The organism is Pseudomonas sp. MWU16-30316 (assembly GCF_020515645.1).
Taxonomy (GTDB): domain Bacteria; phylum Pseudomonadota; class Gammaproteobacteria; order Pseudomonadales; family Pseudomonadaceae; genus Aquipseudomonas; species Aquipseudomonas cerasi.
On sequence record NZ_JAIZAZ010000004.1, the window covers coordinates 506,897 to 533,338 of the forward strand.

General features: G+C 60.0%; 27 protein-coding genes. 12 read left to right on the forward strand and 15 right to left on the reverse strand.

Features of this window, described 5'->3' with window-relative positions; all coding sequences use genetic code 11:
* The first annotated feature begins 32 nt into the window (after nt 1-32).
* From pstA to LCH65_RS17030, 5 genes are all read left to right on the forward strand, one after another.
* A complete protein-coding gene (gene pstA / locus LCH65_RS17010) occupies nt 33-1,649 on the forward strand; it encodes a phosphate ABC transporter permease PstA (RefSeq protein WP_176556721.1) in 1,617 nt (538 codons plus the stop codon).
* 66 nt (nt 1,650-1,715) lie between these two features.
* Nucleotides 1,716-2,549: a phosphate ABC transporter ATP-binding protein PstB gene (gene pstB, locus LCH65_RS17015; RefSeq protein WP_003401255.1), complete on the forward strand. Its 834-nt coding sequence runs from the start codon at nt 1,716-1,718 to the stop codon at nt 2,547-2,549.
* Nucleotides 2,550-2,619: 70 nt separating this feature from the next.
* A complete protein-coding gene (phoU, locus tag LCH65_RS17020; protein ID WP_002555887.1) occupies nt 2,620-3,381 on the forward strand; it encodes a phosphate signaling complex protein PhoU in 762 nt (253 codons plus the stop codon).
* Between the two features lie 204 nt (nt 3,382-3,585).
* Nucleotides 3,586-4,473 (forward strand): response regulator, encoded by an 888-nt coding sequence (locus tag LCH65_RS17025; RefSeq protein WP_003432838.1) that lies wholly within the window; start codon nt 3,586-3,588, stop codon nt 4,471-4,473.
* Nucleotides 4,474-4,663: 190 nt separating this feature from the next.
* Nucleotides 4,664-5,566 (forward strand): M23 family metallopeptidase, encoded by a 903-nt coding sequence (locus LCH65_RS17030; RefSeq protein ID WP_044310352.1) that lies wholly within the window; start codon nt 4,664-4,666, stop codon nt 5,564-5,566.
* A 61-nt stretch (nt 5,567-5,627) separates the two neighbouring features.
* Here the strand turns inward: LCH65_RS17030 and LCH65_RS17035 are convergent, their stop codons facing one another.
* From LCH65_RS17035 to LCH65_RS17055, 5 genes are all read right to left on the reverse strand, one after another.
* A complete protein-coding gene (locus LCH65_RS17035) occupies nt 5,628-6,968 on the reverse strand; it encodes a hemolysin family protein (RefSeq protein ID WP_003367992.1) in 1,341 nt (446 codons plus the stop codon).
* A gap of 100 nt (nt 6,969-7,068) precedes the next feature.
* Nucleotides 7,069-8,355 carry a phosphate regulon sensor histidine kinase PhoR gene (gene phoR, locus LCH65_RS17040; RefSeq protein WP_230082027.1) on the reverse strand — a complete coding sequence of 429 codons (1,287 nt, stop codon included), beginning with the start codon at nt 8,353-8,355 and terminating at the stop codon, nt 7,069-7,071.
* A 96-nt stretch (nt 8,356-8,451) separates the two neighbouring features.
* On the reverse strand, nt 8,452-9,141 hold the full coding sequence (gene phoB / locus LCH65_RS17045; RefSeq protein WP_002555882.1) for a phosphate regulon transcriptional regulator PhoB: 690 nt from the start codon (nt 9,139-9,141) through the stop codon (nt 8,452-8,454).
* A gap of 164 nt (nt 9,142-9,305) precedes the next feature.
* Nucleotides 9,306-10,199 carry a 4-hydroxybenzoate octaprenyltransferase gene (ubiA, locus tag LCH65_RS17050; RefSeq protein ID WP_003367996.1) on the reverse strand — a complete coding sequence of 298 codons (894 nt, stop codon included), beginning with the start codon at nt 10,197-10,199 and terminating at the stop codon, nt 9,306-9,308.
* Complete coding sequence (locus tag LCH65_RS17055) at nt 10,199-10,759, reverse strand: chorismate lyase (protein WP_003432840.1); 561 nt, start codon at nt 10,757-10,759, stop codon at nt 10,199-10,201. Before LCH65_RS17055 ends, ubiA begins: the two co-directional genes overlap by 1 nt.
* 188 nt (nt 10,760-10,947) lie before the next feature.
* On the opposite strand from LCH65_RS17055, the gene LCH65_RS17060 reads away from it, so the two are divergent.
* From LCH65_RS17060 to LCH65_RS17080, 5 genes are all read left to right on the forward strand, one after another.
* Nucleotides 10,948-11,115: a rubredoxin gene (locus LCH65_RS17060; protein ID WP_002555879.1), complete on the forward strand. Its 168-nt coding sequence runs from the start codon at nt 10,948-10,950 to the stop codon at nt 11,113-11,115.
* 63 nt (nt 11,116-11,178) lie between these two features.
* On the forward strand, nt 11,179-12,327 hold the full coding sequence (locus LCH65_RS17065) for an FAD-dependent oxidoreductase (protein ID WP_226439652.1): 1,149 nt from the start codon (nt 11,179-11,181) through the stop codon (nt 12,325-12,327).
* 192 nt (nt 12,328-12,519) lie between these two features.
* Complete coding sequence (locus LCH65_RS17070) at nt 12,520-12,795, forward strand: HU family DNA-binding protein (RefSeq protein WP_003316110.1); 276 nt, start codon at nt 12,520-12,522, stop codon at nt 12,793-12,795.
* A gap of 247 nt (nt 12,796-13,042) precedes the next feature.
* On the forward strand, nt 13,043-13,486 hold the full coding sequence (locus LCH65_RS17075; protein ID WP_003368004.1) for a hypothetical protein: 444 nt from the start codon (nt 13,043-13,045) through the stop codon (nt 13,484-13,486).
* Between the two features lie 166 nt (nt 13,487-13,652).
* Nucleotides 13,653-14,030 carry a helicase gene (locus LCH65_RS17080; RefSeq protein ID WP_003368006.1) on the forward strand — a complete coding sequence of 126 codons (378 nt, stop codon included), beginning with the start codon at nt 13,653-13,655 and terminating at the stop codon, nt 14,028-14,030.
* Here LCH65_RS17080 and LCH65_RS17085 read toward each other — a convergent pair whose 3' ends face one another.
* From LCH65_RS17085 to LCH65_RS17130, 10 genes are all read right to left on the reverse strand, one after another.
* Nucleotides 14,031-15,992: a DUF4105 domain-containing protein gene (locus LCH65_RS17085; RefSeq protein WP_129484787.1), complete on the reverse strand. Its 1,962-nt coding sequence runs from the start codon at nt 15,990-15,992 to the stop codon at nt 14,031-14,033. It lies immediately after the preceding gene.
* On the reverse strand, nt 15,989-16,309 hold the full coding sequence (locus LCH65_RS17090; RefSeq protein ID WP_003368012.1) for a DUF2388 domain-containing protein: 321 nt from the start codon (nt 16,307-16,309) through the stop codon (nt 15,989-15,991). Before LCH65_RS17090 ends, LCH65_RS17085 begins: the two co-directional genes overlap by 4 nt.
* A gap of 38 nt (nt 16,310-16,347) precedes the next feature.
* Nucleotides 16,348-16,653 (reverse strand): DUF2388 domain-containing protein, encoded by a 306-nt coding sequence (locus tag LCH65_RS17095; RefSeq protein ID WP_003368014.1) that lies wholly within the window; start codon nt 16,651-16,653, stop codon nt 16,348-16,350.
* 86 nt (nt 16,654-16,739) lie between these two features.
* Entirely contained in the window at nt 16,740-17,057 is a 318-nt protein-coding gene (locus tag LCH65_RS17100; RefSeq protein ID WP_003368015.1) for a DUF2388 domain-containing protein, read from the reverse strand.
* A 312-nt stretch (nt 17,058-17,369) separates the two neighbouring features.
* Complete coding sequence (locus LCH65_RS17105; RefSeq protein WP_002555870.1) at nt 17,370-17,585, reverse strand: DUF1127 domain-containing protein; 216 nt, start codon at nt 17,583-17,585, stop codon at nt 17,370-17,372.
* Between the two features lie 320 nt (nt 17,586-17,905).
* Nucleotides 17,906-19,399, reverse strand: coding sequence for an acetyl-CoA hydrolase/transferase family protein (locus tag LCH65_RS17110; RefSeq protein ID WP_096120390.1), 1,494 nt, complete (start codon nt 19,397-19,399; stop codon nt 17,906-17,908).
* Nucleotides 19,400-19,578: 179 nt separating this feature from the next.
* Nucleotides 19,579-21,033 (reverse strand): NAD(P)(+) transhydrogenase (Re/Si-specific) subunit beta, encoded by a 1,455-nt coding sequence (locus tag LCH65_RS17115; RefSeq protein WP_226439653.1) that lies wholly within the window; start codon nt 21,031-21,033, stop codon nt 19,579-19,581.
* A complete protein-coding gene (locus LCH65_RS17120) occupies nt 21,030-21,353 on the reverse strand; it encodes an NAD(P) transhydrogenase subunit alpha (RefSeq protein WP_002555867.1) in 324 nt (107 codons plus the stop codon). The genes LCH65_RS17115 and LCH65_RS17120 overlap by 4 nt, the downstream gene beginning before the upstream one ends.
* A 10-nt stretch (nt 21,354-21,363) precedes the next feature.
* The gene (locus LCH65_RS17125) at nt 21,364-22,485 is read right to left on the reverse strand and encodes a Re/Si-specific NAD(P)(+) transhydrogenase subunit alpha (RefSeq protein WP_003368022.1); all 1,122 of its coding nucleotides are present in this window, start codon (nt 22,483-22,485) and stop codon (nt 21,364-21,366) included.
* A gap of 405 nt (nt 22,486-22,890) precedes the next feature.
* Nucleotides 22,891-23,814: a LysR family transcriptional regulator gene (locus tag LCH65_RS17130; protein ID WP_003368024.1), complete on the reverse strand. Its 924-nt coding sequence runs from the start codon at nt 23,812-23,814 to the stop codon at nt 22,891-22,893.
* Between the two features lie 153 nt (nt 23,815-23,967).
* Between LCH65_RS17130 and LCH65_RS17135 the strand changes: the two genes are divergently transcribed.
* On the forward strand, nt 23,968-25,149 hold the full coding sequence (locus LCH65_RS17135; protein WP_003368026.1) for an acyl-CoA dehydrogenase: 1,182 nt from the start codon (nt 23,968-23,970) through the stop codon (nt 25,147-25,149).
* A 9-nt stretch (nt 25,150-25,158) separates the two neighbouring features.
* The gene (locus tag LCH65_RS17140) at nt 25,159-26,382 is read left to right on the forward strand and encodes a CaiB/BaiF CoA-transferase family protein (protein ID WP_183131780.1); all 1,224 of its coding nucleotides are present in this window, start codon (nt 25,159-25,161) and stop codon (nt 26,380-26,382) included.
* Nucleotides 26,383-26,442: the final 60 nt, after the last annotated feature.

Sequence of the window (26,442 nt, forward strand, 5' to 3'; positions counted from 1 at the left end):
ACTGGTTCAAAAGTGGCGCCCCCGGCGTCTGGATGAGTGCGGGTGCCGTATCCATCGCTGTGATCATGACCATCGGCCTGTTGGCGGTGATCGCCGTGCGTGGCCTTGGGCATTTCTGGCCCGCCGATCTGGTGAGCGCGCAGTACGCGGTGCCCAATCAGGAACCGAGCGTTCTGGTCGGCGAGCGGGTCGAGCAGGAGCAAGTACCTCGTGCGCGCCTGAAAAGCGCGGGCCTGCCGGTGCCTGATCAAGGGCCGGAATTCATGACCCGCGAGCTGTTCAAGGTCGGCAATCGCGATCTCAACCCCAGTGACTTCAACTGGGTGGTAGGCGAATGGCTGACCGGGCAGAGCCGGCCTGCAGACCTGATGACGCTGGAGCGTCGCGAGTGGGGCAATTTCTACGGCTATCTGGTCAACGTCAAGGAAGACGGGCGTGTCGTGGCCGAAGGCGAGGCAGCATGGCCGGTCCTGCAAGAGCGCATCAAACGCGTCGAAAAGCTGGCTGACGAGCTCTACAGCCTGGAAAAGAAAGACATTGGTGCCATCAATCACGGTATCGAGCGCCTGCGCCTGCAGGCCCGCAAGCTGGAACTCGATGGCCGACTGGATGCCGCCGCGCAAGCGGACATGGCTGCCGAGCGGGCCGAGCTGGATGCGCGTTACAAGGTGATCGAGGCGCGCCTTGACGGGCTGCACCAGGCCTTTGATCGCGACAGCCTGACCGCACGCGATGGCAACGGTAAAGAGATCGAGCTCAGCCTGGGCAAAGTGGTGCGTGCCTATCAGCCCAATGCGATGGGCACGGTGACCAAGCTTGGCTTCTACTTCGAGAAACTGTGGGAGTTTCTCAGCGCCGACCCACGCGAAGCCAACACCGAGGGCGGTATCTTCCCGGCGATCTTCGGCACGGTGATGATGACCCTGATCATGGCCGTGATCGTCACGCCGTTCGGTGTGCTGGCGGCGGTCTACCTGCGTGAGTATGCGCGCCAGGGGCCGGTTACCCGGTTGATTCGCATCGCTGTGAACAACCTTGCCGGTGTGCCTGCGATTGTCTACGGCGTGTTCGGTCTGGGATTCTTCGTCTATGTGCTGGGCGGCTCGGTGGATCGGCTGTTCTTTCCTGAAGCGCTGCCGGCCCCGACGTTCGGTACGCCGGGCCTGTTATGGGCCTCGCTGACCCTGGCACTGCTTGCCGTGCCGGTAGTGATCGTGGCGACGGAAGAAGGGCTGGCGCGCATTCCGCTGACCCTGCGTGAAGGTTCGCTGGCACTGGGTGCAACCAAGGCCGAGACGCTGTGGAAAATCGTACTGCCAATGGCTAGCCCCGCGATGATGACCGGGCTCATCCTCGCGGTAGCGCGTGCCGCCGGGGAAGTTGCGCCCTTGATGCTGGTGGGCGTCGTCAAGCTGGCGCCGTCGCTGCCGCTGGACGGCAACTATCCTTATCTGCACCTCGATCAGAAGATCATGCACCTGGGTTTCCACATTTACGACGTCGGCTTCCAGAGCCCCAACGTCGAGGCCGCACGCCCGCTGGTGTATGCCACCGCGCTGCTGCTGGTGCTGGTCATCGCCTTGCTCAATCTGTCGGCGGTGAGCATCCGTAACCATTTGCGGGAAAAGTACAAGGCGCTCGACAATTGATCCCGAATTCGCCCTTTGGCAAACGCGGCCGTGCGATGACGCGAACAGTTCGCACAGGAGCAATCCATGCAGCATGAAAGCCCGACGAGTGGCATGAACATGTCGGCCCTGAGGCGTCACAAGCAACGTCTGGATCTGGCCGACGAGAGCGTGGCCATCGAAGTGCCGGGCCTGAATCTGTTCTATGGCGACAAACAGGCGCTGTTCGATATTGCCCTGAATATCCCGAAGCAGAAGGTGACCTCGTTCATCGGTCCGTCCGGGTGTGGCAAATCGACGTTGTTGCGCTGCTTCAACCGCATGAACGACCTGGTCGATGGTTGCCGGGTCGAGGGTGCGATCAACCTGTACGGGCACAACATCTACACCAAGGGCGAGGAAGTCGCCGAGTTGCGTCGCCGCGTCGGCATGGTGTTTCAGAAGCCCAATCCGTTCCCCAAGACGATTTATGAAAACGTGGTCTACGGGCTGCGTATTCAGGGGATCAACAAGAAGCGCGTGCTCGATGAAGCTGTCGAGTGGGCGCTGAAAGCCGCTGCGCTCTGGGATGAAGTCAAGGATCGGCTGCATGAGTCGGCATTGGGTTTGTCCGGGGGGCAGCAGCAGCGTCTGGTCATTGCCCGAACGATCGCCGTGGAGCCGGAAGTCCTGCTGCTCGACGAACCCTGTTCGGCACTCGATCCGATTTCGACCCTTAAAGTCGAAGAACTGATCTACGAACTGAAATCGAAATACACCATTGTGATCGTTACCCACAACATGCAGCAGGCGGCTCGGGTGTCGGATTACACCGCGTTTATGTACATGGGCAAGCTTGTCGAGTTTGGTGATACGGATACCTTGTTCACCAACCCGGCAAAAAAACAGACAGAAGACTACATCACCGGTCGTTACGGGTAGTACGTGCTTCGTCAGCCCTGAACCACCGCTGCGTTTTCGCAATTAACCGGACGTTCCAAGGACACCCAGCATGATCCACAAAGACAGCCATACGCATCACATTTCCCAACAGTTCAACGCTGAACTCGAAGACGTTCGCAGCCATTTGCTCGAAATGGGTGGCCTGGTCGAGAAGCAGGTGAACGATTCGGTCACAGCGCTGATCGAGGCAGACTCCGGTCTAGCCCAACGTGTTCGCGAGGTCGACGACCGGATCAATCAGATGGAGCGCAGCATCGACGAGGAATGCCTGCGCATTCTGGCTCGTCGTCAGCCTGCGGCGTCCGACCTGCGCCTGATCATCAGCATTTCCAAGTCGGTGATCGACCTGGAGCGCATTGGTGATGAAGCGACCAAGATCGCGCGCCGTGCCATCAAGCTCTGCGAAGAGGGCGAGGCACCACGCGGCTACGTCGAGGTACGTCACATCGGCGATCAGGTGCGCAACATGGTGCGCGATGCGCTGGATTCGTTCGCCCGTTTCGACGCCGAGCTGGCCCTGTCGGTGGCGCAGTACGACAAGACCATCGACCGCGAGTACAAGACGGCCCTGCGCGAGCTGGCGACCTACATGATGGAAGATCCACGCTCGATCTCCCGGGTACTGGACGTCATCTGGGTGCTGCGCTCTCTGGAGCGAATCGGCGACCATGCGCGCAACATTTCCGAGCTGGTGATCTATCTCGTGCGTGGGACCGACGTGCGGCACATGGGTCTCAAGCGCATGAAGGAAGAAGTGCAGGGTATATCGAGCGAAACCGCTAATGTTCCGGGCGACGCTGACGATAAGTAAGATTGCCTGCGAGAAAAACGCCCAGCACGCGCTGGGCGTTTTTCGTTACGCAGATCAGTATTTCCCGTCGCCTGCGGATTAAATGTCGCGGCGCAGTCAATCAATATGGCAGTTGGCTATCGGTCAACGCTATGCTTGCCGAAACAAAGGGCGTGTTGGCATACCGCAGTTCGCCTCCAGGTGAACACGCCCGCAGGAGCGTCGATGAGTAAGGTCAGTGTATTGGTGGTGGATGACGCGACTTTCATTCGCGACTTGGTCAAGAAAGGGCTGCGCAATTATTTTCCCGGGATTCATACCGAGGACGCGGTCAATGGTCGCAAGGCTCAGACGTTGCTGGGCAAAGAGGCGTTCGACCTGATTCTGTGCGACTGGGAAATGCCAGAAATGTCCGGCCTGGAGCTGTTGACATGGTGCCGTCAGCAAGACAATTACCTGAGAACCGTGCCGTTCATCATGGTGACCAGCCGTGGCGACAAGGAAAACGTCGTGCAGGCCATTCAGGCCGGTGTGACCGATTTTGTCGGCAAGCCGTTCACCAATGAACAGCTGCTGACCAAGGTCAAGAAAGCACTGGCAAAAGTCGGCAAGCTCGACGCCGTCATGTCCACAGCCCCGGCGCGCATGAACTCGCCGCTCAATGACTCGCTGAGCGCATTGACCGGTGGCAAGGCCGAAGTGGTTCGTGCCGCGCCTGTTGCCGCCGCCGCTGCCCCCAAGCCAGCCCCTGCACCCGTCAGATCGGCAGAGCCGACCGGTCGCGGCCAGGGCCAGTTGCGCCTGCCCAACGGCACTCAGTCGTGTGTGATCAAGGCCCTCACCCTGAAAGACGCCACACTGGTGATTCGCGTCAGCGAAAACCTGCCACAGGTACTCGATAGCGCGGTGCTGGACCTGGAGCAGGGCGAGGAAAACGAGGTCGCACGCCTGAACGGCTATCTGCACTCTGTTGCCGCGTTCGAGCAGAAGCCCGACAGCGAATGGTTGCAAGTGACCTTCCGCTTTGTCGATCACGACGCGCAGAAGCTCGATTACCTGTCGCGTCTGATCGCTCGTGGCACGGCGCAGAAGCACTTCATCCCGGGCGCCTGATACTTGCCTCTGAGCTGAGTGGCATGCCCATGCGCGTCAGCCTTGCGCGGTGTTACACGACACCGCGTACCGAGCCTCTGGCGCGCCTTCCTTGACGCTTCATTCATGTCCGATTGATACCCTTGCGTCCTCTTCTGCCTGCAAGGCTGCTAGGCTTGGCACCCAGTGCCCTTGAACCCGAACATCTCCGATGCTTGAACGCCTGCTTATCCTGTTTGCCCTGACGTTGACTGTGCAGTCGGCCGGGGCTGTCACGATTTATAAATTCACCGATGCCAATGGCGTGGTGTCCTTTTCGGACCGGCCGACGCCCGGCGCATCGGTCATGGTGTTTCGGGACCGCATGGTCGAGCGTATCGACGGCCAGGTGCACTTGAGTGTCAGGCGTGAAAAGGGCGTACACAGCCTGTATGTGCGCAACGATCTGTACGCCCCGGTCGAAGTCGAACTCAGGCTTTCCAGTGTGACCAACGTGCTGGGGGTCTCTGGCTCGTCGGCAACGTTGCGTCGCACGATCCCTGCGCGCAGCAACCAGCGCGTGGTGGTCTTGAGCCCCAGGGTGGGGAGCAAGCCGATGAACTACGCCTCGGTGCTGACTTCAACCCTGGGTGATCCCAAGGGCTCGGTGCAAGCCTATAAATACCCGCTGCCGTGGATTGGCGGGCCGTTCCGCCTGACGCAGGGCCCGAATGGCCGATACAGCCATTACGGCGTCAAAGGGCGCTATGCAATGGACATCGCCATGCCGGAGGGCACGCCGATCATTGCCGCGCGCGGCGGCACGGTTGTGAAGATCGAAAACAGCCAGTCAGGGCGCGGCTCGAATGCGTCAGGCAACTTTGTGCGCATTCTGCACGACGACGGCACCATGGGCGTCTACCTGCACCTGATGCGCGGCTCGGTGAGTGTCAGGGAGGGTCAACGGGTGAGTGTTGGAACAGCGCTGGCACGTTCGGGCAACACCGGCAACAGCACCGGCCCGCACCTGCACTTCGTCGTGCAGCGCAACTCGGGGAACGAACTGGTCTCGATCCCCTACGAATTCGCCACACCAGTACAGAGTCTGCCCAACTTCGCCGTCGGCGGGAATTGAGGGGGAGCTATTCATAGCTCCACGCCCTGCGTCCGCCCTTGGGCAGGCGGCGCTGATCGGGTCAGTCCAGCTTCAGTACCTTGGCCAGAACGATTTTCGGGCCTTTCATCTTTTTGATGATAATGCGCAGGCCTTCGACTTCCAGCTGTTCCTCTTCTTCCGGCACACGCTTGAGCGTGTCGTAGATCAGACCGGCCAGCGTCTCGGCTTCGATGTGATCCAGGTCGACGCCCAGCAGGCGCTCGATCTTGAACAATGGCGTATCGCCCCGTACCAGCAGTTTGCCGGGCTGATAGGCGAGAATGCCGCGTTCAACCTTGCGGTGTTCGTCCTGGATGTCGCCCACCAGCACTTCGAGCACGTCTTCCATGGTCAGGTAGCCCACGATCTTGCCGTCGGCTTCTTCTACTACGGCGAAGTGCGCGCCACCCTTGCGGAACTGCTCGAGCAACTGTGACAAAGGCATGTGCCGGGAAACACGTTCCAGCGGGCGGGTCAGCTCGGCGAGGTTGAACGACTCCGGAATATGGTCCAGCGCTGCCAGCTCCAGCAGCAGGTCCTTGATGTGCAACAGGCCGACGAACTCGCCACGTTCAGCGTCATACAGCGGATAACGGCTGAATTTGTGACGGCGGAACAAGGCGAGGATTTCCTTGAGCGGCGCATTGAAGTCCAGCGACACCATGTCTTCGCGGGAGTTGGCCCAGTCGACCACTTCCAGCTCGCCCATTTCCACTGCCGACGCCAGCACGCGCATGCCCTGATCGCTGGGGTCCTGGCCACGGCTGGAGTGCAGGATCAGTTTCAGTTCGTCGCGGCTGTAGCTGTGTTCATGGTGCGGGCCGGGCTCACCCTGGCCAGCGATGCGCAGAATGGCGTTGGCGCTGGCGTTGAGCAGGTAGATGGCCGGGTACATCAACCAGTAGAAGAAGTACAACGGCGCCGCTGTCCACAGCGACAGCAGCTCCGGCTTGCGGATCGCCCAGGATTTGGGGGCCAGCTCGCCGATCACGATGTGCAGATAGGAAATGATGAAGAAGGCGGTAAAGAACGACACGCCCTTGATCAATTCCGGCGTGTCCACGCCCATCGCCGCGAGCAATGGCTCCAGCAGGTGCGCGAAGGCCGGTTCACCGACCCAGCCCAGACCCAGAGAGGCGAGGGTGATACCCAGCTGGCAGGCCGAAAGGTAGGCGTCCAGCTGGCCATGGACCTTGCGCAGGATGTGCCCGCGCCAGCCGTTCTTGTCGGCAATGGCTTCAACCTTGGTCGAGCGCAGTTTGACCATGGCGAACTCTGCCGCAACGAAAAAGCCGTTGAGCAGGACCAGGAACAAAGCAAAAAGAATCATGCCGAAATCGGCGAAGAGTGAAGACAGGTTAAAACTAGGGGAAGGGTCCATGATGGGGTTTTGCAGGGTCCGTATTAATCAGGAAGAGGGTCGTGTCACGTCAGAGAAGACGCCATGAACCCGGCAATGTAGCGGCTCGAAGCAGGATTGCCTAGTAGTCTGAATCGTCGCTCGCGGGTTTGGACAACTGAGCGCTGGCAAAGTGACAGATAAAAACACTGCCCTTGCCGAGAACACTGTTGATCTCGAGGTTGCCGCGATGGCGCAGCAGCACATGTTTGACGATGGCCAGACCGAGCCCTGTACCGCCGGTATTGGACGCGCGGCTGGTATCGACCCGGTAGAAGCGCTCGGTCAGGCGCGGCAGGTGTTTGGTCTCGATGCCGATTCCTGAATCCTGCACGCTCAGGTGCGCGCCCCGTTCGTCGGCCCACCAGCGAATACGGATCACGCCCTCGGCCGGTGTGTATTTCACGGCATTGAAGATCAGGTTGGAAAACGCGCTGCGCAGCTCGCTTTCGCTGCCCTTGAGGCGCATGTCGCTTTCCAGGCTGAGGTGGATCTGCTGGTTCTTGCTGCCCGACAGCGCGTTGGCATCGGCGGTGATGGTCTTGAGCAGTGTATTGACGACCACCGGGTGATTGTCCGACGGGTAATCGGTGGCCTCGAGCTTGGCCAGCAACAGCAGATCATTGAGCAGCGTCTGCATGCGCCCGCCTTGCTGATGCATCTGTTGCAGCGCACGTACCCAGCGCGGATTGACCTCGTCGACGTTGTCGAGCAGCGTTTCCAGATAGCCGAAGATCACCGTGAGCGGTGTCCGCAACTCGTGAGACACGTTGGCGACGAAGTCCTTGCGCATCTGCTCCAACTGATGGATGCGCGTCACATCGCGGACCAGCATCAGGTGTTCGTTGTTGCCGTAACGGGTGATCAGCAACTGAATGCGCAGGCGATCGTTGGTTGGCGACGGGATTTCCAGCGGTTCGCTGTAGTCGCCCAGCGCAAAGTATTCCTTGAAGCGTGGATGCCGCACCAGATTGGTCACGGGTTGACCGCTGTCCTGTGGCGTCTTCAGGCCCAGCAGGGTTTCCGCGGCACGGTTCCACCACTCCAGGTTGCCATCGCTGTCGAGCATGATCACTGCATCACGCAGCGCGGCGGTGGACTCCTGCACGCGGTCAATAACAGCCTGAAGGCGGCCACGGACGCGCTGATCCCGACGTTGCAGGTGGTAGATGCTGTCGAAGACTTCGCCCCACAGACCATAACCATCCGGAGGCGGCTCATCAGCCTTGTGGCTGCTCAGCCAGTCGTGCAGGCGTAACAGTTGCTTGAGGGTCCAGGCCAGATACAGTCCCAGCCCGGCGGCCAGGCTCCAGGCATACTGCCCACTGATCAGACCGACCAACAGGCAGGCGGTGACCAGCAACAACATGTGGCGTATCAGAGTGCCGTGCCAATTTTGATTCAATTAGGGGTAAATCCTTGTCTGGTCTGCACTGGCCATTGCCTTGCATCGACGCAGCGGTTGTCAGCTCTTGGTCGAGAAACGATAGCCAGTGCCGCGCACGGTTTGTACCAGATTTTCATACGCATCCCCCAAGGCCTTGCGCAGGCGGCGGATGTGAACATCGACGGTGCGTTCTTCGACGTAGACGTTGCCGCCCCATACCTGATCCAGCAGCTGACCGCGTGTGTAGGCGCGCTCTTGGTGGGTCATGAAGAACTGCAGCAGACGGTATTCGGTCGGGCCCATTTCGGCGGGTTTGCCGTCGATGGTGACACGGTGGCTGATCGGGTCGAGCAGCAGGCCGCCGACTTCGATGGGCGCTTCGCCGTCAGTCGGGCCGGCACGACGCAGCACGGCTTTGAGGCGCGCCACCAGTTCGCGGGGCGAGAAAGGCTTGGTGATGTAATCGTCGGCGCCCACTTCCAGGCCCTGGATCTTGTTGTCCTCTTCACCCTTGGCGGTGAGCATGATGATCGGGATGTCCCCGGTCAGTTCATCACGCTTGAGGCGCCGGGCCAGTTCGATGCCGGATGTGCCAGGCAGCATCCAGTCGAGCAGAATCAGGTCAGGCTTGCGGTCCACGATGATCGCGTGGGCCTGCTGAGAGTTTTCGGCTTCAATACAGTCGTATCCAGCCATTTCCAACGCAACGGCGATCATTTCGCGAATTGGCGCTTCGTCGTCAACGATCAGGATGCTCCTGCCAGCCATGCTCGAACCTCTTGTCATTTAACTGTCTTGGGGCGCATTAGATAACGGAATTATTGCAGTCGTGTGACAGGTCTGAATGAGGCTAGCACGCTGACAGGCTGCGGGGGCCCGCAGGCCTCGCGATCATGAATTTATTTCCGTCGTGCGCAGGCTGGCAGTGGCCGTTATCCGCGCACCGCGTAGTCGGCGACGATGCCCAGGAATATCGCCAGCCCGGCCCAGTGGTTGTGCAGGAAGGCCTTGAAGCAGGCGTCTCGCCCGCGCTCACGGGTGCTCCAGAATTCCCAGGCGAAACAGCCTGCCGCTGCCAGCAGACCGACGTAGAAGCACGCGCCCAGTTCGAAGCGCGCACCGGCCAGTATCAGGCAGCCCAGTGCCAGCCCTTGCAGGGTCAGGATGATGACCCGGTCGGCATCGCCGAACAGTACTGCCGTGGATTTCACGCCGATTTTCAGGTCGTCGTCGCGATCGACCATGGCGTAGTAGGTGTCGTAGCCCACCGTCCACAGCAGGTTGGCGATGTACAGCAACCAGGCTGCAGCGGGCAACTCGCCGGTTTCGGCGGTGAAGGCCATCGGCATGCCCCACGAGAACGCAGCACCCAGCACCACTTGCGGGTAATAGGTATAGCGCTTCATGAACGGATAGCTGGCCGCCAGGGCGAGACCGCCGAACGACAGCCAGATGGTCGTCGCGTTGGTAAACAGCACCAGCACAAAGCTCAGGCCGACCAGCACCGCAAACAGCACCAGCGCTTCCCTGGAGCTGACTTTGCCGCTGACCAGCGGACGTTGCTCGGTGCGTTTGACGTGGCCGTCCACCTTGCGGTCGGCGAAGTCATTGATCACACAGCCTGCCGCCCGCATCAGAAACACGCCGAGCACAAAAATGAACACGGTCTGCAGCGAGGGCGCGCCCTTGCCTGCAATCCAGACCGCCCACAGGGTCGGCCACAGCAGCAGGTAGACGCCGATGGGCTTGTCGATGCGTGTCAGCTGGATGAAGTCCCAGGCGCGCGGGCTCAGACGATTGAGGGATTTGAGGAGGGACAGGTACATCAGGCGTGGTCCTTGTCGTGGATCGCAGTGCACAGGGCTGGCAGGAAAACTTCGGCGACCAGCACGCTCAATGCGCCGCGATCGAATCGCGAGCGGCGTGCCCACAGTCCGCGCGCTGCGTCGGCAGCGGGTAGCCAGGCCTCGGGGTAATGACACACCTCAAGTGTGCCGCGCACGAACGCCGGGTCGCTGAACAGCAACTCACCCAGAGAGCGAGTGCCCAGCTCATCCATATTCAGGCCGCCATCCTGCAGGGCGCTATGGGCGGCGACGCTGCGCGCGAACACCCAGTGTTTGCCGTTGCCGCGCAAATACACCTCGCGCACCCAGCCCTCGCCAGCCTCTGGCAGGCCCAGCGCCAGGCACTCGTCAGGGCGCAACGGCTGCCAGCCTTCAAACTGCGGAAATACGCTGAAACGACCATCAGACAAACGGTCCAAGCGGCGAGTGAGGGAGTCCTGATTGAACAACCAGTCGAGCATTACCGGGTCCGGCACGTCGATCAATTGCTCGCGCTCAAACCAGACAGGGCCAATGAATGCGGGGGATTGCTGGGTCACGGTAAGCCAGTTCCGGCAGCCAACGAGGCCGCGAGCTTAGCATGATTGCCGGTTTCGACCGACGGTCGGTAGAGCCTGAGTTATAGAATCAGACTTGCATCCGCGCCTGTCGATCAGTACAACGCCCCTTCAGAAGACGGCAACCGACCGTCGTACGCTATTGAGCCTGATAAACGAGAGAACCTGACATGAAGAAATGGCAATGCATCGTCTGTGGCCTGATCTATAACGAAGCCGATGGCTGGCCGGATGACGGAATTGCGCCCGGCACCCTCTGGCAGGATGTGCCGGAAGACTGGCTGTGCCCGGATTGCGGCGTGGGCAAGATGGACTTTGAAATGATCGAAATCGGTTGATTGCTGCCTGCAGACAAGGGCTGGCAACAACGAGCACCAGGCACAGTGAAATAGGGAAGGACAATGAGCGCACCTGTCGTCATCATCGGCACCGGCCTTGCGGGGTATAACCTTGCTCGGGAGTTTCGCAAGCTGGACGCAGACACGCCGCTGCTATTGATCACGGCCGATGATGGCCGTTCCTACTCCAAGCCGATGCTCTCTACCGGCTTTGGCAAAAACAAGGAAGCCGACGGCCTGAGCATGGCTGAAGCCGGCGCCATGGCCGATCAGCTCAAGGCCGAGATCCGCACGCACACGCGCATCAGCGGGATCGATGCCGGGCACAAACGCCTGTGGATCGGCGAAGAGGCGGTGTATTACCGCGATCTGGTGCTGGCCTGGGGCGCCGAAGCCATTCGTGTACCGGTGGAAGGCGATGCAGGCGACGCGATTTTCCCGATCAACGATCTTCAGGATTACGCCCGTTTCCGTGCGGCTGCGTCGGGCAAGCGTAGGGTGCTGATTCTCGGCGCAGGGCTCATTGGCTGTGAATTCGCCAACGACCTGATCCTGGGCGGCTATGAAGTGGATCTGGTGGCGCCGTGCGAACAGGTCATGCCGACCCTGTTGCCCCCTGAGGCGGCGGCTGCGGTGAAAACCGGCCTTGAAAGCCTGGGTGCACGTTTCCATCTGGGGCAGGTGCTGACCCGTCTGAATCGCAATGGCGAGGGCCTGCAAGCGCACTTGTCGGACGGGCAGGTGATTGACTGCGATCTGGTGGTCTCAGCCATCGGCCTGCGTCCTCGCATCGAGCTGGCCGCTGCTGCCGGCCTGCAGACCGGGCGCGGCATTCTGGTCGACCGCCTGCTGCAAACCTCCCACGCCAACATCCACGCGCTGGGTGATTGCGCTGAGGTCGATGGTCTCAACCTGCTCTACGTGATGCCGTTGATGAGCTGCGCTCGTGCCTTGGCCCAGACGCTGGCCGGAAACCCGACCTCAGTCAAATACGGGCCCATGCCGATCACCGTGAAGACGCCAGCCTGCCCGCTGGTGGTTTCGCCGCCGCCGCGTGGCAGCGATGGCCACTGGAGCGTCGAAGGGCAGGGCGCTGATATCAAAGCGCTGTGTCACGACGCCGACGGCCATCTGCTGGGCTATGCCCTGACAGGCGCTGCGGTTATGGAAAAACTCGCACTCAACAAGGTGCTGCCCGCGTTATTGGCGTGATTTCTCGTCATTTTGTCGGATTGACCCCGTATTTCTGCCAATAAACCGCGCTCATGCACTGGCGCGGGTCAGTTCGGCATGCCATCCTCGGTCTTGTCTGCCGCTACGTAGAGCTGTCGCGGCGCCTTGTGGCCGCTGTTTTACAAAAGCGGCGCGGGACATAAAAACAAAAAACCGTAAAAGAGGCTTCATATGCGTAAACCAGAAGTTGCAGCCGCCATCGCTGAAAAGGCGGATCTCACCAAAGAGCAATCCAATCGCGTTCTCAATGCCATCCTTGAAGAGATTACTGGCGCACTGAACCGCAAGGACAGTGTCACGCTGGTAGGTTTCGGTACTTTTCTGCAACGCCACCGTGGCGCCCGCACTGGCAAGAACCCACAGACCGGGGAGCCGGTCAAAATCAAGGCAAGCAACACGGTTGCCTTCAAGCCGGGGAAAGCCCTGAAAGATAGCGTCAACCCTTGATACCCCGGTGTGCGCCTCGGCGGGAGGCGCACGACCCACAGGCGGGCACACCAATCGGATTGGGTGCCCGTTTCTTGTTTCTGCCGTATGACGCCGATGATGCCTCTCGCTCCCTGTGAGAATTGTCCTACTCCATTGCGTGTAATTGCCTTCCAAAGCCCCAGCTTTGCCTGACTTTTTCTTGTTGCTGATTCCCTTAGAGTGCCGCCCCTGCTGCACCCCTTCAATTACTCTTGGGAAATCCAGAATGAAAAAGCCATGGAAGTTTGCTGCTGTTGCGGCTCTGATCGCCACAACCAGCGGTTGTGTGAGCTACAACGTCAGCCAGCCAAGCGCGCCGCTGGAAGGCACGGTCAAAACCGACCTGAAGGCTGACGTCAAGGTTGGCGGCACCATCAGCGGCGAGTCGTCCACCAACGTGCTGTTCAATTTCCTGAGCTTCGGCGGCGATAATCAGTTCGCCGACGGCATGACCTACGGCGGCACAGCTGGTGGTGGCGGCCTGGGTCTGGCGTTGCCTGATCCTGTCTCGACGACCAAAGCGGCAGCTGCCTTCAAGGCGGTTAAATCCTCCGGTGCCGACCTGATTGTTGCGCCGCGCTACGAAGTCAGCGTCAAAGACTACTTCATCTTCAAGAAGGTCGATGTAAAGGTCACGGGTAACAAAGGCAGCATCAACAGCATTCGTTGATGTCAGTGTGATGCTGCTCCCCACGCGGAGCAGCATCCTCATATTCGAGGGCTGTTTTGTGCCGATCTCCCTCGAAATCCATTTTTGTCCTACAGGTTTTGCGCCGATAACCCGCTACACTGCTACGCCGATTCCGAGTCGGAACCCGCGTGTTCAGAGGCCGTGTATGAAATTTCGTTTCCTGTTGTGGATGCTGGGCCTGCTGATGGCCCGCGCCAGTCGTAACAATCCGGCGTTCCAGCAGCAATTGGCTGGCAAGGACCTGACCTTTCAGTTGCAGACTGCAGATGGCAAGATTTCACGTCACTTCGTGGTCCATGATCAACGGATCCGCAGTGCAAGTGGTACGGTTGCAGAGCCGGCCTTTGCCATCGTGTTTCGTGATGCAGCCTTTGGCTTTGATACTCTCCAGGCGAAGAACAAGCAGTTGGCGTTCATGAAGGGCATTCAGGACAAGGATATTCAGATCAAGGGCAACCCGGCCCTGGTGATCTGGTTCCAGGGCCTGGTCAAATACCTCAAACCGAAAAAGAAAGCAGCCTGATCACGGCAGCTGCAGCCCGCCTGCAGCCTTGTGCAACGCCCTCAGGTGCTCCGACACCTGTTTGAGGTTGGCTTCGTTGGCGGCAATCTCTTTGGCGCGCTCAGGCTCCAGCAGGGCTCGCACTTCCTTGTCGAGATCACCGGTCAGGCGCTTGAGCTGCTTCTGGCGCTGACTGCTTTCTGCTTCAAGACGCTGCCATTCTCCTGCCTGTGGCAAACCGTACCCGTCGCTGCCCAGCAGCTCGGCAGGCCGACTGAGGAACCCGCTGCTGGCGAGGATCTCCTGCAGCGTTTTGGTGGCGTTGGAAACCTTGCCGTCTTTCAACTCCCGTGCACCCAGATAGCTCTGTTTCACTTCGTCCTGGGCCAACAACAGTTGCCTGCGCAGGCTGGCCTGCTCCAGCAGCAGAATCGCAGCGCTGGTACGCAGATCTGCTTTAGCAAACCACTGGCTGCGCTCACTGGCGGGCAGCGCCATCCAGTCTTCCACGGTGTTCTGTTTGATCGGCAGGTGCTTCTTCAGCACTTCGAACATCGCCTGATAGCGATCCCGGTAGGAGTCGAACCGATAGCCCAGACGCAGCGCTTCCTTGGGATCGTCCAATACACTGGTGTCAGCCAGCCCGCGGCCTTCGAGGACTTCAAGCAAACCGTTGGGCAAGATGCTGTCCAGGCCGACGAGCTTGGGGTTGTGCGTACCGGCGCGCAACAGCTTCAGGTTTTCAACGGCGCAGTTGTTCGAGAGGAAGTAGTAGTTGCCGTCGTAGCTCCAGTGCATCTCGGCGGCGTGCTGCACGAGCCCTTCTATTTCCGGACGCGACAGCTTGATTGGTACCGACGCCAGGCTGCGCAGCTCGGTTTTGGTGTATTCATCGATGACCTGCGCCAGTGGCAGGACGAACAGGCGCGACGGGTAGGCCCCCATCAGGCCGTCCCAGCTGGACAACTGCACGTCGCCGACAAACGCCCGGTACGACAGCACCAGGTGCTGATCAAGGTCCAGTCGGCAATCCGGACCACGCGGGCGGCCGGGTTTGCAAATCACCAGGCGCAACATGCTGTGGCCCCAGCGGCTTGCCCAGTTCTGGTTCGCCTCGGCCAGCAGATAATCCACCGCATACACCCGCTCCGGGTCCAGCTTGCCCAGTGGCTCTCGGCCGAAGTCGCTGCCGGCATTCAGGTAGGGGTAAAACGTCGGGCATTCATTATGGGCTGCAGGTGCCCAGCCAAAACGCTCCTTGTAATAGGCATACAGGGCAGGGCGACGGCAGGCGTAGGCCGGATCGAGGAGAAAGTACTCCATGTTCACCGCCACGAACTCCAGCGGGCTGGTGGTTTCGTAGATGTCCGGGCTGCGGGCGACCTGGCCGTTATGTTCCTCGCGTTCGCCACGACGTCCGACATATTGCTGCCAGCCCGCCAGGTCCAGCAGGCGTGGATCGTCACTCAGGGTGAAGCGTCGCTCGGTCTGGCCGCGGCAGTCGTCAGGCAGACCGATCTTGCCCAGCGAACTGCTACGTGATGTGCAGCGAAAAATCGCCGCTCGCTCGCTGGGAGACCACAGGCGGGCGCGGTCGTAGACGTGGGTCAGCTCGTGCAGGACAGTAGCGAGCAACTCCCGGCGCACCGTACCGTGCGGCCGGCCCGTCTGGGCGGTGGCTGCCGAGCCGTCCGTCAAGGACGTCAGCAGGTGGCTGTTGAGGTACAGCTGATAGGGACCGGCGGCCTGACCGTAGGCGTTCTGCGGCATGTCAGCGGACCAGCTCACCTCGACGGTGCGGTCCAGTGCTTCGACGAAGCTGGGCGGTAATGCGTGCAGGGCTTCGTCGAGCAGCGCCTGGCTGGCTTGTTGTTGGGGCGCATCGAGGCCGTCGGTGTGCAGTTCCAGCTTCAGGCTGGCAAAGGCATGCGTACCGACCAGCGACAGCGCGCCAGCAAGCAGCCAGGCGCGAAACCGCCTCACAATGCGAGGATTGCTTCAGCCAGGGTCTGATCGCTTGCATCACGCGCTTCCGGCACGCGGCTACGCAGCGTGTCGAACGCAGCATCCAGTTGGGCACCGTGGATATCACCACCGGTGGCAACGTAGCTGGCAGCATCGTCCTTGGCCTGGAGAACGACCTTGGAGTCGCGGATCGATGTGGTGGTGTCGGAGGTGAAATCGATGGTACGGCCGAACGCACGAACGATGATGTTGCTCGTGGCCACAACAGTCTGGGCCTGGGCAAAGTCGGCCAGCAAGAGCAGGCCAAGGGAAGCAGCAATCAGCGGGGTACGCATGTAGTGACGTCTCCAGTTACGCGAAGAGGGGAAAGTGGCTATTGGACGAGGATTGCCTGCGCCAGTTCAAGGTCGCTGGCATGAAGTTTTGCATCTGCCTGACGCAGGGCGTGCAGCGCTGACTCAAGCCGGGCGCCACGCATTTCTCCGTCGCTGGCGATGAATGCAGCCGCATCGTCACGGGCAGCCATGATCAGTTTGTTATCGAACGGTCCTGTCGAGACCTGACTGGTGGCATAGGCGGTCTTGACCAGGCCTTGCGTGGTCGTATCGAACGCTTGAACCTGGCTGACGTACATCAGGCTGGCAAAGGGAGCGATATACAGAAGGTGCACTAAACGCATGACTTTCACGAACCGGCAAAACAGGCTCCAAGGCTAGCGCAATGCGCGGGCCAGAGCTACCCCGGCACGTAGCCGGGGCGCAGCGGTCAGATGGCCAGAATGGCCTGAGCCAGCTGGCTGTCGCTGGCTTGCAGTTCAGGCAGGACCTGGCGGATGTGCTGCAAGGCGCCTTCAAGGCGGGCGCTGCGGATGTCGCCGGAGCTGGCCACGAAGCTGGCGGCGTCGTCACGGGCGGCAAGAACGATCTTGTCGTCTTTCAGGGACGAGGACACGTTGGAGGTCGCGCGGGTCGATGCATTGACGGCATCGACCACTGCGTCGGTGGTGACGATGAAGCTGGAGGCGTTTGCACCGGCTGCGGCGGTCAACAGAAAGACAGCGCCAAGGTTACGTAGCAGAGACATGATCGAGTTCCGTTGTGGAAAAGTGGGCACAGACTGCCTGCGAAGCCGAAGGGCTGAGGTAGAGCGCTAGACTATCCCACCCATACTGCAGTTGTCATGAAGGTCGACGGTTTCGGCTTACACAGTTTGCAATATTTGATGACTGTACCTGCCGTATTTTGATTTTGTTAAATCTGTACTGGTTTGGCCGGCGCGCTCTGAATCTGCCCCTGAAACGACAAAACCCGTCTCAGTTGCCTGAGACGGGTTTTGTATGAAGCAATTCGGGTTGCTGGTGGGAGACCTAGAGGTCAAGGACCAGCGGGCGCATGTTTAGCGCCAGAACGGCTTGCTCAGCTCTTCGTAACGCTGGGATTCGCTGATACCGGCGTCAGCCAGCAGGCGTGCATCCAGACGTGCCAGCTGGTGGCGGCTGGACAGGCGACGCTGCCAGAGCATCAGGTTGGCGAATACGCGCAGAGGCAGAGAGGCTTTTGCGGTGGTAACGGTGCTTTCGCTGAACAGATCGGAACTGATTGTACGTTCCATGGTGTGACTTCCTTCCGCTTGTGGCGGGATAAGTGAGTTGCTTGACTGGTGCCCATTTTCCTCGCGTGCGTCCAGCTTCCATAGACACAGTTCACCTGTATTGTGAGGGTTCAGTTAACTGTGATTGGACACTGTTTTGTTCATAAATGGGGCAACTGTACCGGTCTGCACTTTATGAGTGCATTTTGTGGTCGATTGTGGTGATTTTGACCTTTCAAGGCAGTTTTATGACCGGTACAGCAGTACAGTTTTTCCATAAGCCCTTGGGTCCCAGCTGAAAGTGAATCGGAAAAGCGATTGCTCACTTCCAACTGTCCTGTTCAGGCTGGCAGCATGCGCCCGGTTTCTTCCAGGTTGATGTGCCAACTCAGTGCTTCGCGCAGGATGTGCGGGGTATGCCCGCCCACGGCGCAAGCGGCACTGAAATAGGTGTTCAGCGCATCGCGATAATCCGGATGCACGCAGTTATCGATGATCACTCGCGCGCGTTCGCGTGGCGCCAGACCGCGCAGGTCCGCCAGGCCCTGCTCGGTGACCAGAATGTCGACATCGTGTTCGGTGTGGTCGACATGGCTGACCATGGGCACAACGCTGGAGATCGCGCCACCTTTGGCGATCGATTTGGTGACGAAGATCGCCAGGTGCGCGTTGCGCGAGAAGTCCCCGGAACCGCCAATGCCGTTCATCATGCGAGTCCCGCAGATGTGGGTGGAGTTCACATTGCCGTACAGGTCGAACTCGAGCGCGGTATTGATCCCGATGATACCCAGGCGACGGATCACCTCGGGGTGGTTGGAGATTTCCTGCGGGCGCAGTACCAGCCTGGATTTGTAGCGATTGAAGTCGGCAAAGACCTCAGCGTGCTTGGCCGCCGACAAGGTCATGGAGCTGCCCGAGGCAAAGGTCAGTTTGCCTGCATCGAACAGGTCGAATGTCGAGTCCTGCAGCACCTCGGAGTACATCGTCAGGTCGGTGAAGGGCGACGCCAGCAGGCCGTGCATCACGGCGTTGGCAATGTTGCCTATCCCGGCCTGCAATGGCATCAGCTTGTCGGTCAGCCGGTCTTCGCGCACTTCTTTCTTGAAGAACTCCACCAGATGATTGGCAATGGCCTGAGTGTCGGCGTCAGGCGGCGTTACCGTGGAGGGCGAGTCAGGCTGGTTGCTGATGACAATGCCGACTATTTTTGCCGGATCGATCTTCACCGCGTGGCTGCCGATACGCGAATCTGCCTCCAGGACTGGAATCGGCAGGCGTGTCGGTCTGTAGCTGGGTATATAGATGTCGTGCAGGCCTTCAAGGTCGAGTGGCTGGGACAGGTTGATTTCCACGATGACCTGTTTGGCCAGGATGGCAAAGCTGGCCGAGTTGCCCACGGAGGTGCTCAGCACCAGATGGCCCTCTTCGGTGATCGCCACGCATTCGATCACGGCCAGGTCCACCGCCTTGATCTGCCGATTGCGCAGCAGCTCGACGGTGTCGGACAAATGCTGATCGATGAACATCACTGTGCCGTTGTTGATCGCCTTGCGCAGCGTGCTGTCGACCTGAAAGGGCATGCGCCGGGACAGTACACCGGACTCGGTCAGCTGCTTGTCCAGGTCATTGCCCAGACTGGCGCCGGTCATCAGGCTGATTTTCAGCGGCGTCACTTTGGCGCGCTCGGCCAGCGCGTGGGGCACAGCCTTGGCTTCGCCTGCACGGGTGAAGCCACTCATGCCGACGGTCATGCCGTCTTCAATCAAGGCGGCAGCGTCGGCTGCGCTCATAACCTTGCTCATCAGGGAGGGCCGGCGGATACGGTCACGGTACATGGGTCTGTCTCGTAGATAGAAGCGAACGACAAGTCTAGAGCCTTGGCCGATCTTCGTCCTGCTACCAAGGTCGCATTTGACCGCTCTAATTAGCGGGTTCCAGCGCAAAACACTGTTACGCGGAATGTAAAAAGCCCCGGTCGCCAAGCGAGCCGGGGCTTCAATGGAGCGGGGTCAGGCTAGGCGTTTTCGACGGCCTTCACCATGTCCTCGATCACCTTTTTGGCGTCTCCGAACACCATCATGGTTTTATCCAGGTAGAACAATTCGTTATCCAGACCTGCGTAACCACTGGCCATCGAGCGTTTGTTGACGATGATGGTCTTGGCCTTGAACGCCTCCAGGATGGGCATCCCGGCGATAGGGGATTTCGGATCGTTCTTGGCGGCCGGGTTGACCACGTCGTTGGCACCGAGCACCAGCACCACATCGGCCTGACCGAATTCGGAGTTGATGTCGTCCATCTCGAATACTTGGTCGTAAGGCACTTCGGCTTCGGCCAGCAGCACGTTCATGTGACCCGGCATGCGTCCGGCCACCGGGTGAATGGCGTACTTCACGGTAACGCCACGGTGTACGAGCTTCTCGGTCAGTTCCTTGAGTGCGTGCTGGGCACGAGCCACTGCCAGGCCGTAACCGGGCACGATGATCACCGTGTCGGCGTTGGTCAGCAAGAAGGTCGCGTCGTCTGCCGAGCCGGACTTCACCGGGCGTGCTTCCTTTGCACCCGCCGGGCCTGCCGAGTCCGTTGCGCCGCCGAAGCCGCCGCCGATCACGTTGAAGAACGAGCGGTTCATTGCCTTGCACATGATGTAGGAGAGAATCGCGCCCGAGGAGCCCACCAGTGAGCCCGCGATGATCAGCATCGAGTTGTTCAGCGAAAAGCCGATGCCGGCGGCTGCCCAGCCTGAATAGCTGTTGAGCATCGACACCACTACCGGCATGTCGGCCCCGCCAATCGGGATGATCAGCAACACACCGATGACGAAGGCCAGCACCAGCATGATCGCAAAGGCAGTGAGGCTGCCGGTGAACATGAAGGTCAGGCCGAAGAACAGCGTGGCCAGGCCAAGGACCAGGTTGAGCGTGTGCTGGCCGGAAAACTGTACCGGTGCGCCTTGAAAGAGGCGAAATTTGTACTTGCCCGAGAGTTTGCCGAAAGCGATGACCGAACCCGAGAAGGTGATCGCACCGATGGCTGCCCCGAGGAACAGCTCCAGACGGTTGCCGGCCGGAATCGCATCGCCCAGATTGCGAACGATGCCCAGTGATTGAGGCTCGACGACTGCAGCGATAGCGATGAACACCGCGGCCAGGCCGATCATGCTGTGCATGAACGCCACCAGCTCCGGCATTTTGGTCATCTCGACGCGCTTGGCCATGATCGAGCCAGCGGTTCCGCCCACCAGCAGGCCGACTACGATGTAGCCGATCCCCGCGCTGGTCCCTTCAGCGGTAGACAGTGCCGCGAGCTTGAAGACCAGGCCGATCGTGGTGATGACCGCCAGGCCCATACCAAGCATGCCGAACAGGTTGCCACGGCGCGAGGTGGTCGGGTGCGACAAGCCTTTGAGTGCCTGGATGAAGCAGATCGATGCGATCAGGTACAGCAGGGTAACCAGATTCATGCTCATGACTTGGGCGCCTCATCCTTTGCCTTGGGGGCCTTTTTCCTGAACATTTCCAGCATCCGCCGAGTGACCAGAAACCCGCCAAACACGTTCACGGCTGCCAGTGCGACCGCCAGCGTGCCCATGGTCTTGCCCAGCGGTGTGACCGTGAGCGCGGCGGCTAGCATGGCACCTACGATAACGATGGCAGAGATGGCATTGGTGACCGCCATGAGTGGCGTGTGCAGCGCAGGCGTGACGTTCCAGACCACGTGGTAGCCGACATAAATCGCCAGTACGAAAATGATCAGGTTGTAGACGCCGGGGGAAATCAGCTCTTCCATTGGTGTGTCCTCAGCCGTTCTTGCGGACAACTTGCCCGTCGCGGCACATCAGGCATGCGGCGACGATGTCGTCTTCGAGGTTGATCGAGAATGTGCCGTCCTTGTCGAACAGCAGCTTCATGAAGTCCAGCAGGTTGCGGGCGTAGAGCGCCGATGCATCGGCAGCGACCAGAGCGGGCAGGTTGGTGTGGCCGACGATGGTCACGCCGTGCTCGACAACCACTTGATCGGCAACGGTCAGCGGGCAGTTGCCGCCTTGTGCAGCGGCCAGGTCAATCACCACCGAGCCGGGCTTCATCTGCGCCACGGTTTCTGCGCCGAGCAGCACCGGGGCCTTGCGGCCGGGAATGAGTGCGGTCGTGATGACGATGTCCGACAGTTTCGCGCGCTCATGCACGGCGGCGGCCTGGCGTTGCATCCAGCTGGCTGGCATAGGGCGCGCGTAGCCACCAACGCCTTCGGCGCATTCGCGCTCTTCGTCGGTCTCGTAGGGCACATCAATGAATTTCGCGCCCAGCGACTCGATCTGCTCCTTCACTGCCGGACGCACATCCGAAGCTTCTACCACGGCGCCAAGTCTTTTGGCGGTGGCAATGGCCTGCAGGCCGGCAACGCCTGCGCCGAGGATCAGCACCCGGGCAGCTTTGACGGTGCCGGCAGCGGTCATCAGCATAGGCATGAAGCGCGGGTAGTGATGCGAGGCGAGCAGTACTGCCTTATAGCCCGCAATGTTGGCTTGCGAAGACAGCACATCAAGGCTTTGCGCCCGCGATGTGCGCGGCGCGGCTTCCAGGGCGAACGCGGTAATGCCGCGTGCGGCCATCTTGCCGATCAGTTCGTTGTTGAAGGGGTTGAGCATGCCGATGACCACCGAGCCGCTTTTGATCAGGCTCAGCGCCTCTTCGTCAGGTGCGACGACCTTGAGAATCAGTTCGGCCGCATAGGTCTGGTGCGTGTCACCGATCACCGCGCCAGCAGCCTCGTAAGCGCTGTCCGGAACGCTGGCATGAAGGCCTGCGCCGCTTTGCACCGTAACCCGGTGACCCTGGCTGATCAGCTTTTTGATGGTTTCCGGAGTAGCAGCTACCCGGGTTTCGCCCGCTTGTGTTTCGAGAGGAACGCCAATGTGCACGACAAATCTCCTGCGCGATTTTTTATCGTTCGTATGTAGGCCAGTGCACTACGGCTGGTGCGTCTGGCTTGGCCAATCAGCACACCCCTTTGCAGCAGGGGCGGGGCATTTTGCAGGCGAAGTTTGCAGGCTTCAATACATTCTGTAACGAAACTATAGGTGAACTACAAGTCACACTGTGACCTATTGTCGCACTTATTCGACAGGGCCCTTTGTCTGTATGGGCTGCGACGATATTCCTTACGAAAAACAGGTGATAAAAGTTTTTCTGCCGAAAATCCGATAAATGCGCCGTATCGACCTATAGACCCTATAAATAAAGGGTTATGTCCCGTTTTCTGTGCGCGATTGGAAGTTACTTCAGGGCGACATAAGTTTATATCTGTAGGTGCCAACAGCTATGGGCTACCTGAGATATGGGTCGGATTTTTCCTGGGGCAACTGGTAAGCCCGGGCCTGTTCGATCAGCCAGTCACGAAACGCAGTCAGCGATGCCGATTCAACTTTGCGCTCAGGAATCATCAGGTGATAGGCCTTACTGCCGGGCAGCGACCGAGTGTTCGCGATCACCAGACGCTTTTCCTGCAGTTCGCGTTGAATGAGGAAGGGGGGAATCAGAGCAATGCCCATGTCATGCATGGCCGCCTGCGCCAGCATCGAGAACAGCTCGTAGCGCGGACCGGTCATGTCGCGCGCGACATCCAGATCCTGCGCATTGAACCATTGGCGCCAGGCGTAGGGCCGGGTGGTCTGTTGCAGCAGCGGCAGTTCGGCCAGTTCACGTGCTCCCAGACTGTCGCGACCTTCAAGAAAAGAGGGGCTGCAGACCGGCATGGAGTTTTCGCTCATCAGTCGATGCGACTGGGTGCCGGACCAGTCCGCATCGCCAAAATAAATGGCGGCATCGAAGTCGGTGTCGGCAAACAGGAATGGGCGGGTGCGGTTGGTCAGGTGGACCGTGACGTCGGGATGCTTGTGCTGGAAGTCCTTCAGGCGCGGCAGCAGCCACTGAGTGCCGAAGGTCGGCACCACGGCGAGCTCGATGGCATTGGCGCCTTGTTGGCCCATGACCGACAGTGTGTCGCGCTCGACCGCGTCCAGTTGCTGGGAAACACGACGGCTATAGGAAAGCCCGGCTTCCGTGAGCTTTACGCCCCTGCGCGAACGCCGGAACAGCTCGACGCCGAGAAACTCTTCCAGCCCGCCGATTTGCCGACACACGGCGCCTTGCGTGAGGGACAGCTCATGAGCGGCCTTGGTGAAGCTCTCGTGGCGGGCGGCTGCCTCGAAGCTGACCAGTGCAGTCGTGCTGGGTATCTTGCGTCTCATGTACTTTCTTCTCACTGGTATTTTTGTTTTGGAGCGCCTTTATGTGTCTCGGAGTGAGAAATTAGCACACACGCTTGATAAAACCTCGTTTGTCGCTGGCATGGGCCAGGACTAGGATCACTGCAGGATTTCATCTGAACGCGAGGAACTGGCATGAGCGGTAAGGCAAGCTTTAACTGGATTGACCCCTTGTTGCTGGATCAACAGCTCACCGAAGAAGAGCGCATGGTCCGCGACACGGCCGAGCAGTTCGCCCAGAGCAAGCTGGCCCCGCGCGTGCTGGAAGCATTCCGTCACGAGAAAACCGACCCGGCCATCTTTCGCGAGATGGGCGAGGTGGGGCTCTTGGGGGCGACCATCCCGGAAGAGTTCGGTGGCAGCGGTCTGAATTACGTGTGTTATGGGCTGATCGCGCGTGAAGTCGAACGTATCGATTCGGGCTACCGTTCGATGATGAGTGTGCAGTCCTCGCTGGTCATGGTGCCGATCAACGAGTTCGGTACGCAGGCCCAGAAACAGAAGTACCTGCCCAAACTGGCTTCTGGCGAATGGATCGGTTGCTTCGGCCTGACCGAGCCCGATCATGGGTCCGACCCTGGAGCGATGATCACCCGCGCCCGGAGCGTCGAGGGTGGTTACCGCTTGAGCGGCAGCAAGATGTGGATCACCAACAGCCCGATCGCTGATGTGTTCGTAGTGTGGGCCAAGGACGATGCCGGCGATATCCGCGGTTTCGTTCTCGAAAAAGGCTGGGCGGGCCTGAGCGCTCCGGCCATCCACGGCAAGGTCGGTTTGCGCGCATCGATCACCGGCGAGATCGTCATGGATAACGTGTTCGTGCCCGAAGAGAACATCTTCCCCGACGTGCGCGGTCTGAAGGGGCCGTTCACCTGCCTCAACTCGGCACGGTATGGCATTTCCTGGGGCGCGCTGGGTGCTGCAGAGTTCTGCTGGCACACCGCGCGGCAGTACACCCTGGACCGCCAGCAATTCGGCCGTCCGTTGGCGGCCAATCAGCTGATCCAGAAGAAGCTGGCAGACATGCAGACCGAAATCACTCTGGCCTTGCAGGGTTGCCTGCGTCTGGGGCGCATGAAGGACGAAGGTACGGCTGCCGTGGAGATCACCTCGATCATGAAGCGCAACTCGTGCGGCAAATCGCTGGATATCGCGCGCATGGCTCGCGACATGCTGGGCGGCAATGGCATCTCGGATGAGTTCGGCATCGCCAGGCATCTGGTCAACCTGGAGGTTGTGAATACCTACGAAGGCACGCACGACGTGCATGCGTTGATTCTTGGGCGTGCGCAGACCGGCATTCAGGCTTTCTATTAAGGAGGGCTGATCATGGGCGCGCTTTCGCATATCCGGGTGCTCGACCTGTCGAGAGTCCTGGCCGGGCCATGGGCCGGACAGATCCTTGCTGACCTTGGCGCCGATGTGATCAAGGTCGAGCGCCCAGGGGGCGGCGATGACACTCGCTCATGGGGGCCGCCGTTCCTTCAGGATGCTGCGGGGCAGAACACTACCGAGGCGGCCTATTACCTGTCCGCCAATCGTAATAAACAGTCAGTCACTATCGACTTCACGCGCCCTGAAGGGCAAAGGCTGGTGCGCGAGCTGGCGGCGAAGTCCGACATCGTGATCGAAAACTTCAAGGTCGACGGGCTGGCGGCTTACGGGCTGGATTACGAGTCGCTGAAGGTGGTCAACCCGAGGCTGATCTATTGCTCCATTACCGGCTTTGGGCAAAGCGGGCCGTATGCGCGGCGTCCGGGTTACGATTTCATGATTCAGGCGCTGGGTGGCTTGATGAGTCTTACCGGCTTGCCTGATGGTGAGGAGGGTGCGGGGCCGGTGAAGGTCGGCGTCGCATTGACCGACATCCTGACGGGTCTGTATTCGACGACGGCCATTCTCGCCGCTCTGGCCCATCGTGATCAAAGCGATATCGGCCAGTACATTGATATGGCGCTGCTGGATGTACAGGTGGCCTGTCTGGCCAATCAGGGCATGAACTACCTGACTACCGGAATAGCGCCCAAGCGTTTGGGAAATGCTCATCCCAACATCGTGCCCTATCAGGATTTTCCCACTGCCGATGGCGACCTGATCCTGACTGTCGGCAATGACAGTCAGTTCAGGAAGTTTGCCGCTGTGGCGGGGCAGCCGCAGTGGGCGGAAGATCCTCGCTTCCTGACCAACAAACTGCGAGTAGCTCATCGTGCCGAGCTGATTCCGTTGATTCGCCAAGTGACAGTGTTCAAGGCCACTGCCCAGTGGGTCAGTGAGCTGGAGGCAGCCGGTGTGCCCTGCGGGCCGGTCAATGATCTGGCTCAGGTGTTCGCCGATCCGCAAGTGGTGGCGCGGGGTTTGGCCATAGAGCTCCCTCATGTGCTGGCCGGGCGTGTTCCGCAGGTGGCCAGCCCTATTCGGCTGTCCGAAACGCCAGTCGAATACACAAGGGCGCCGCCCTTGCTGGGAGAGCATACGGCGCAAGTGCTGCAGGCGCTGCTGGGGATTGGTGAGGAAGAGATCACTGTGCTGCGCGAGGCGGGGGTGCTGTAGCTATATAGAAGAAAGCGTTTGCGAAGAGCTCTTCTATATAGCCAGGGGGCCTTTAAGGTT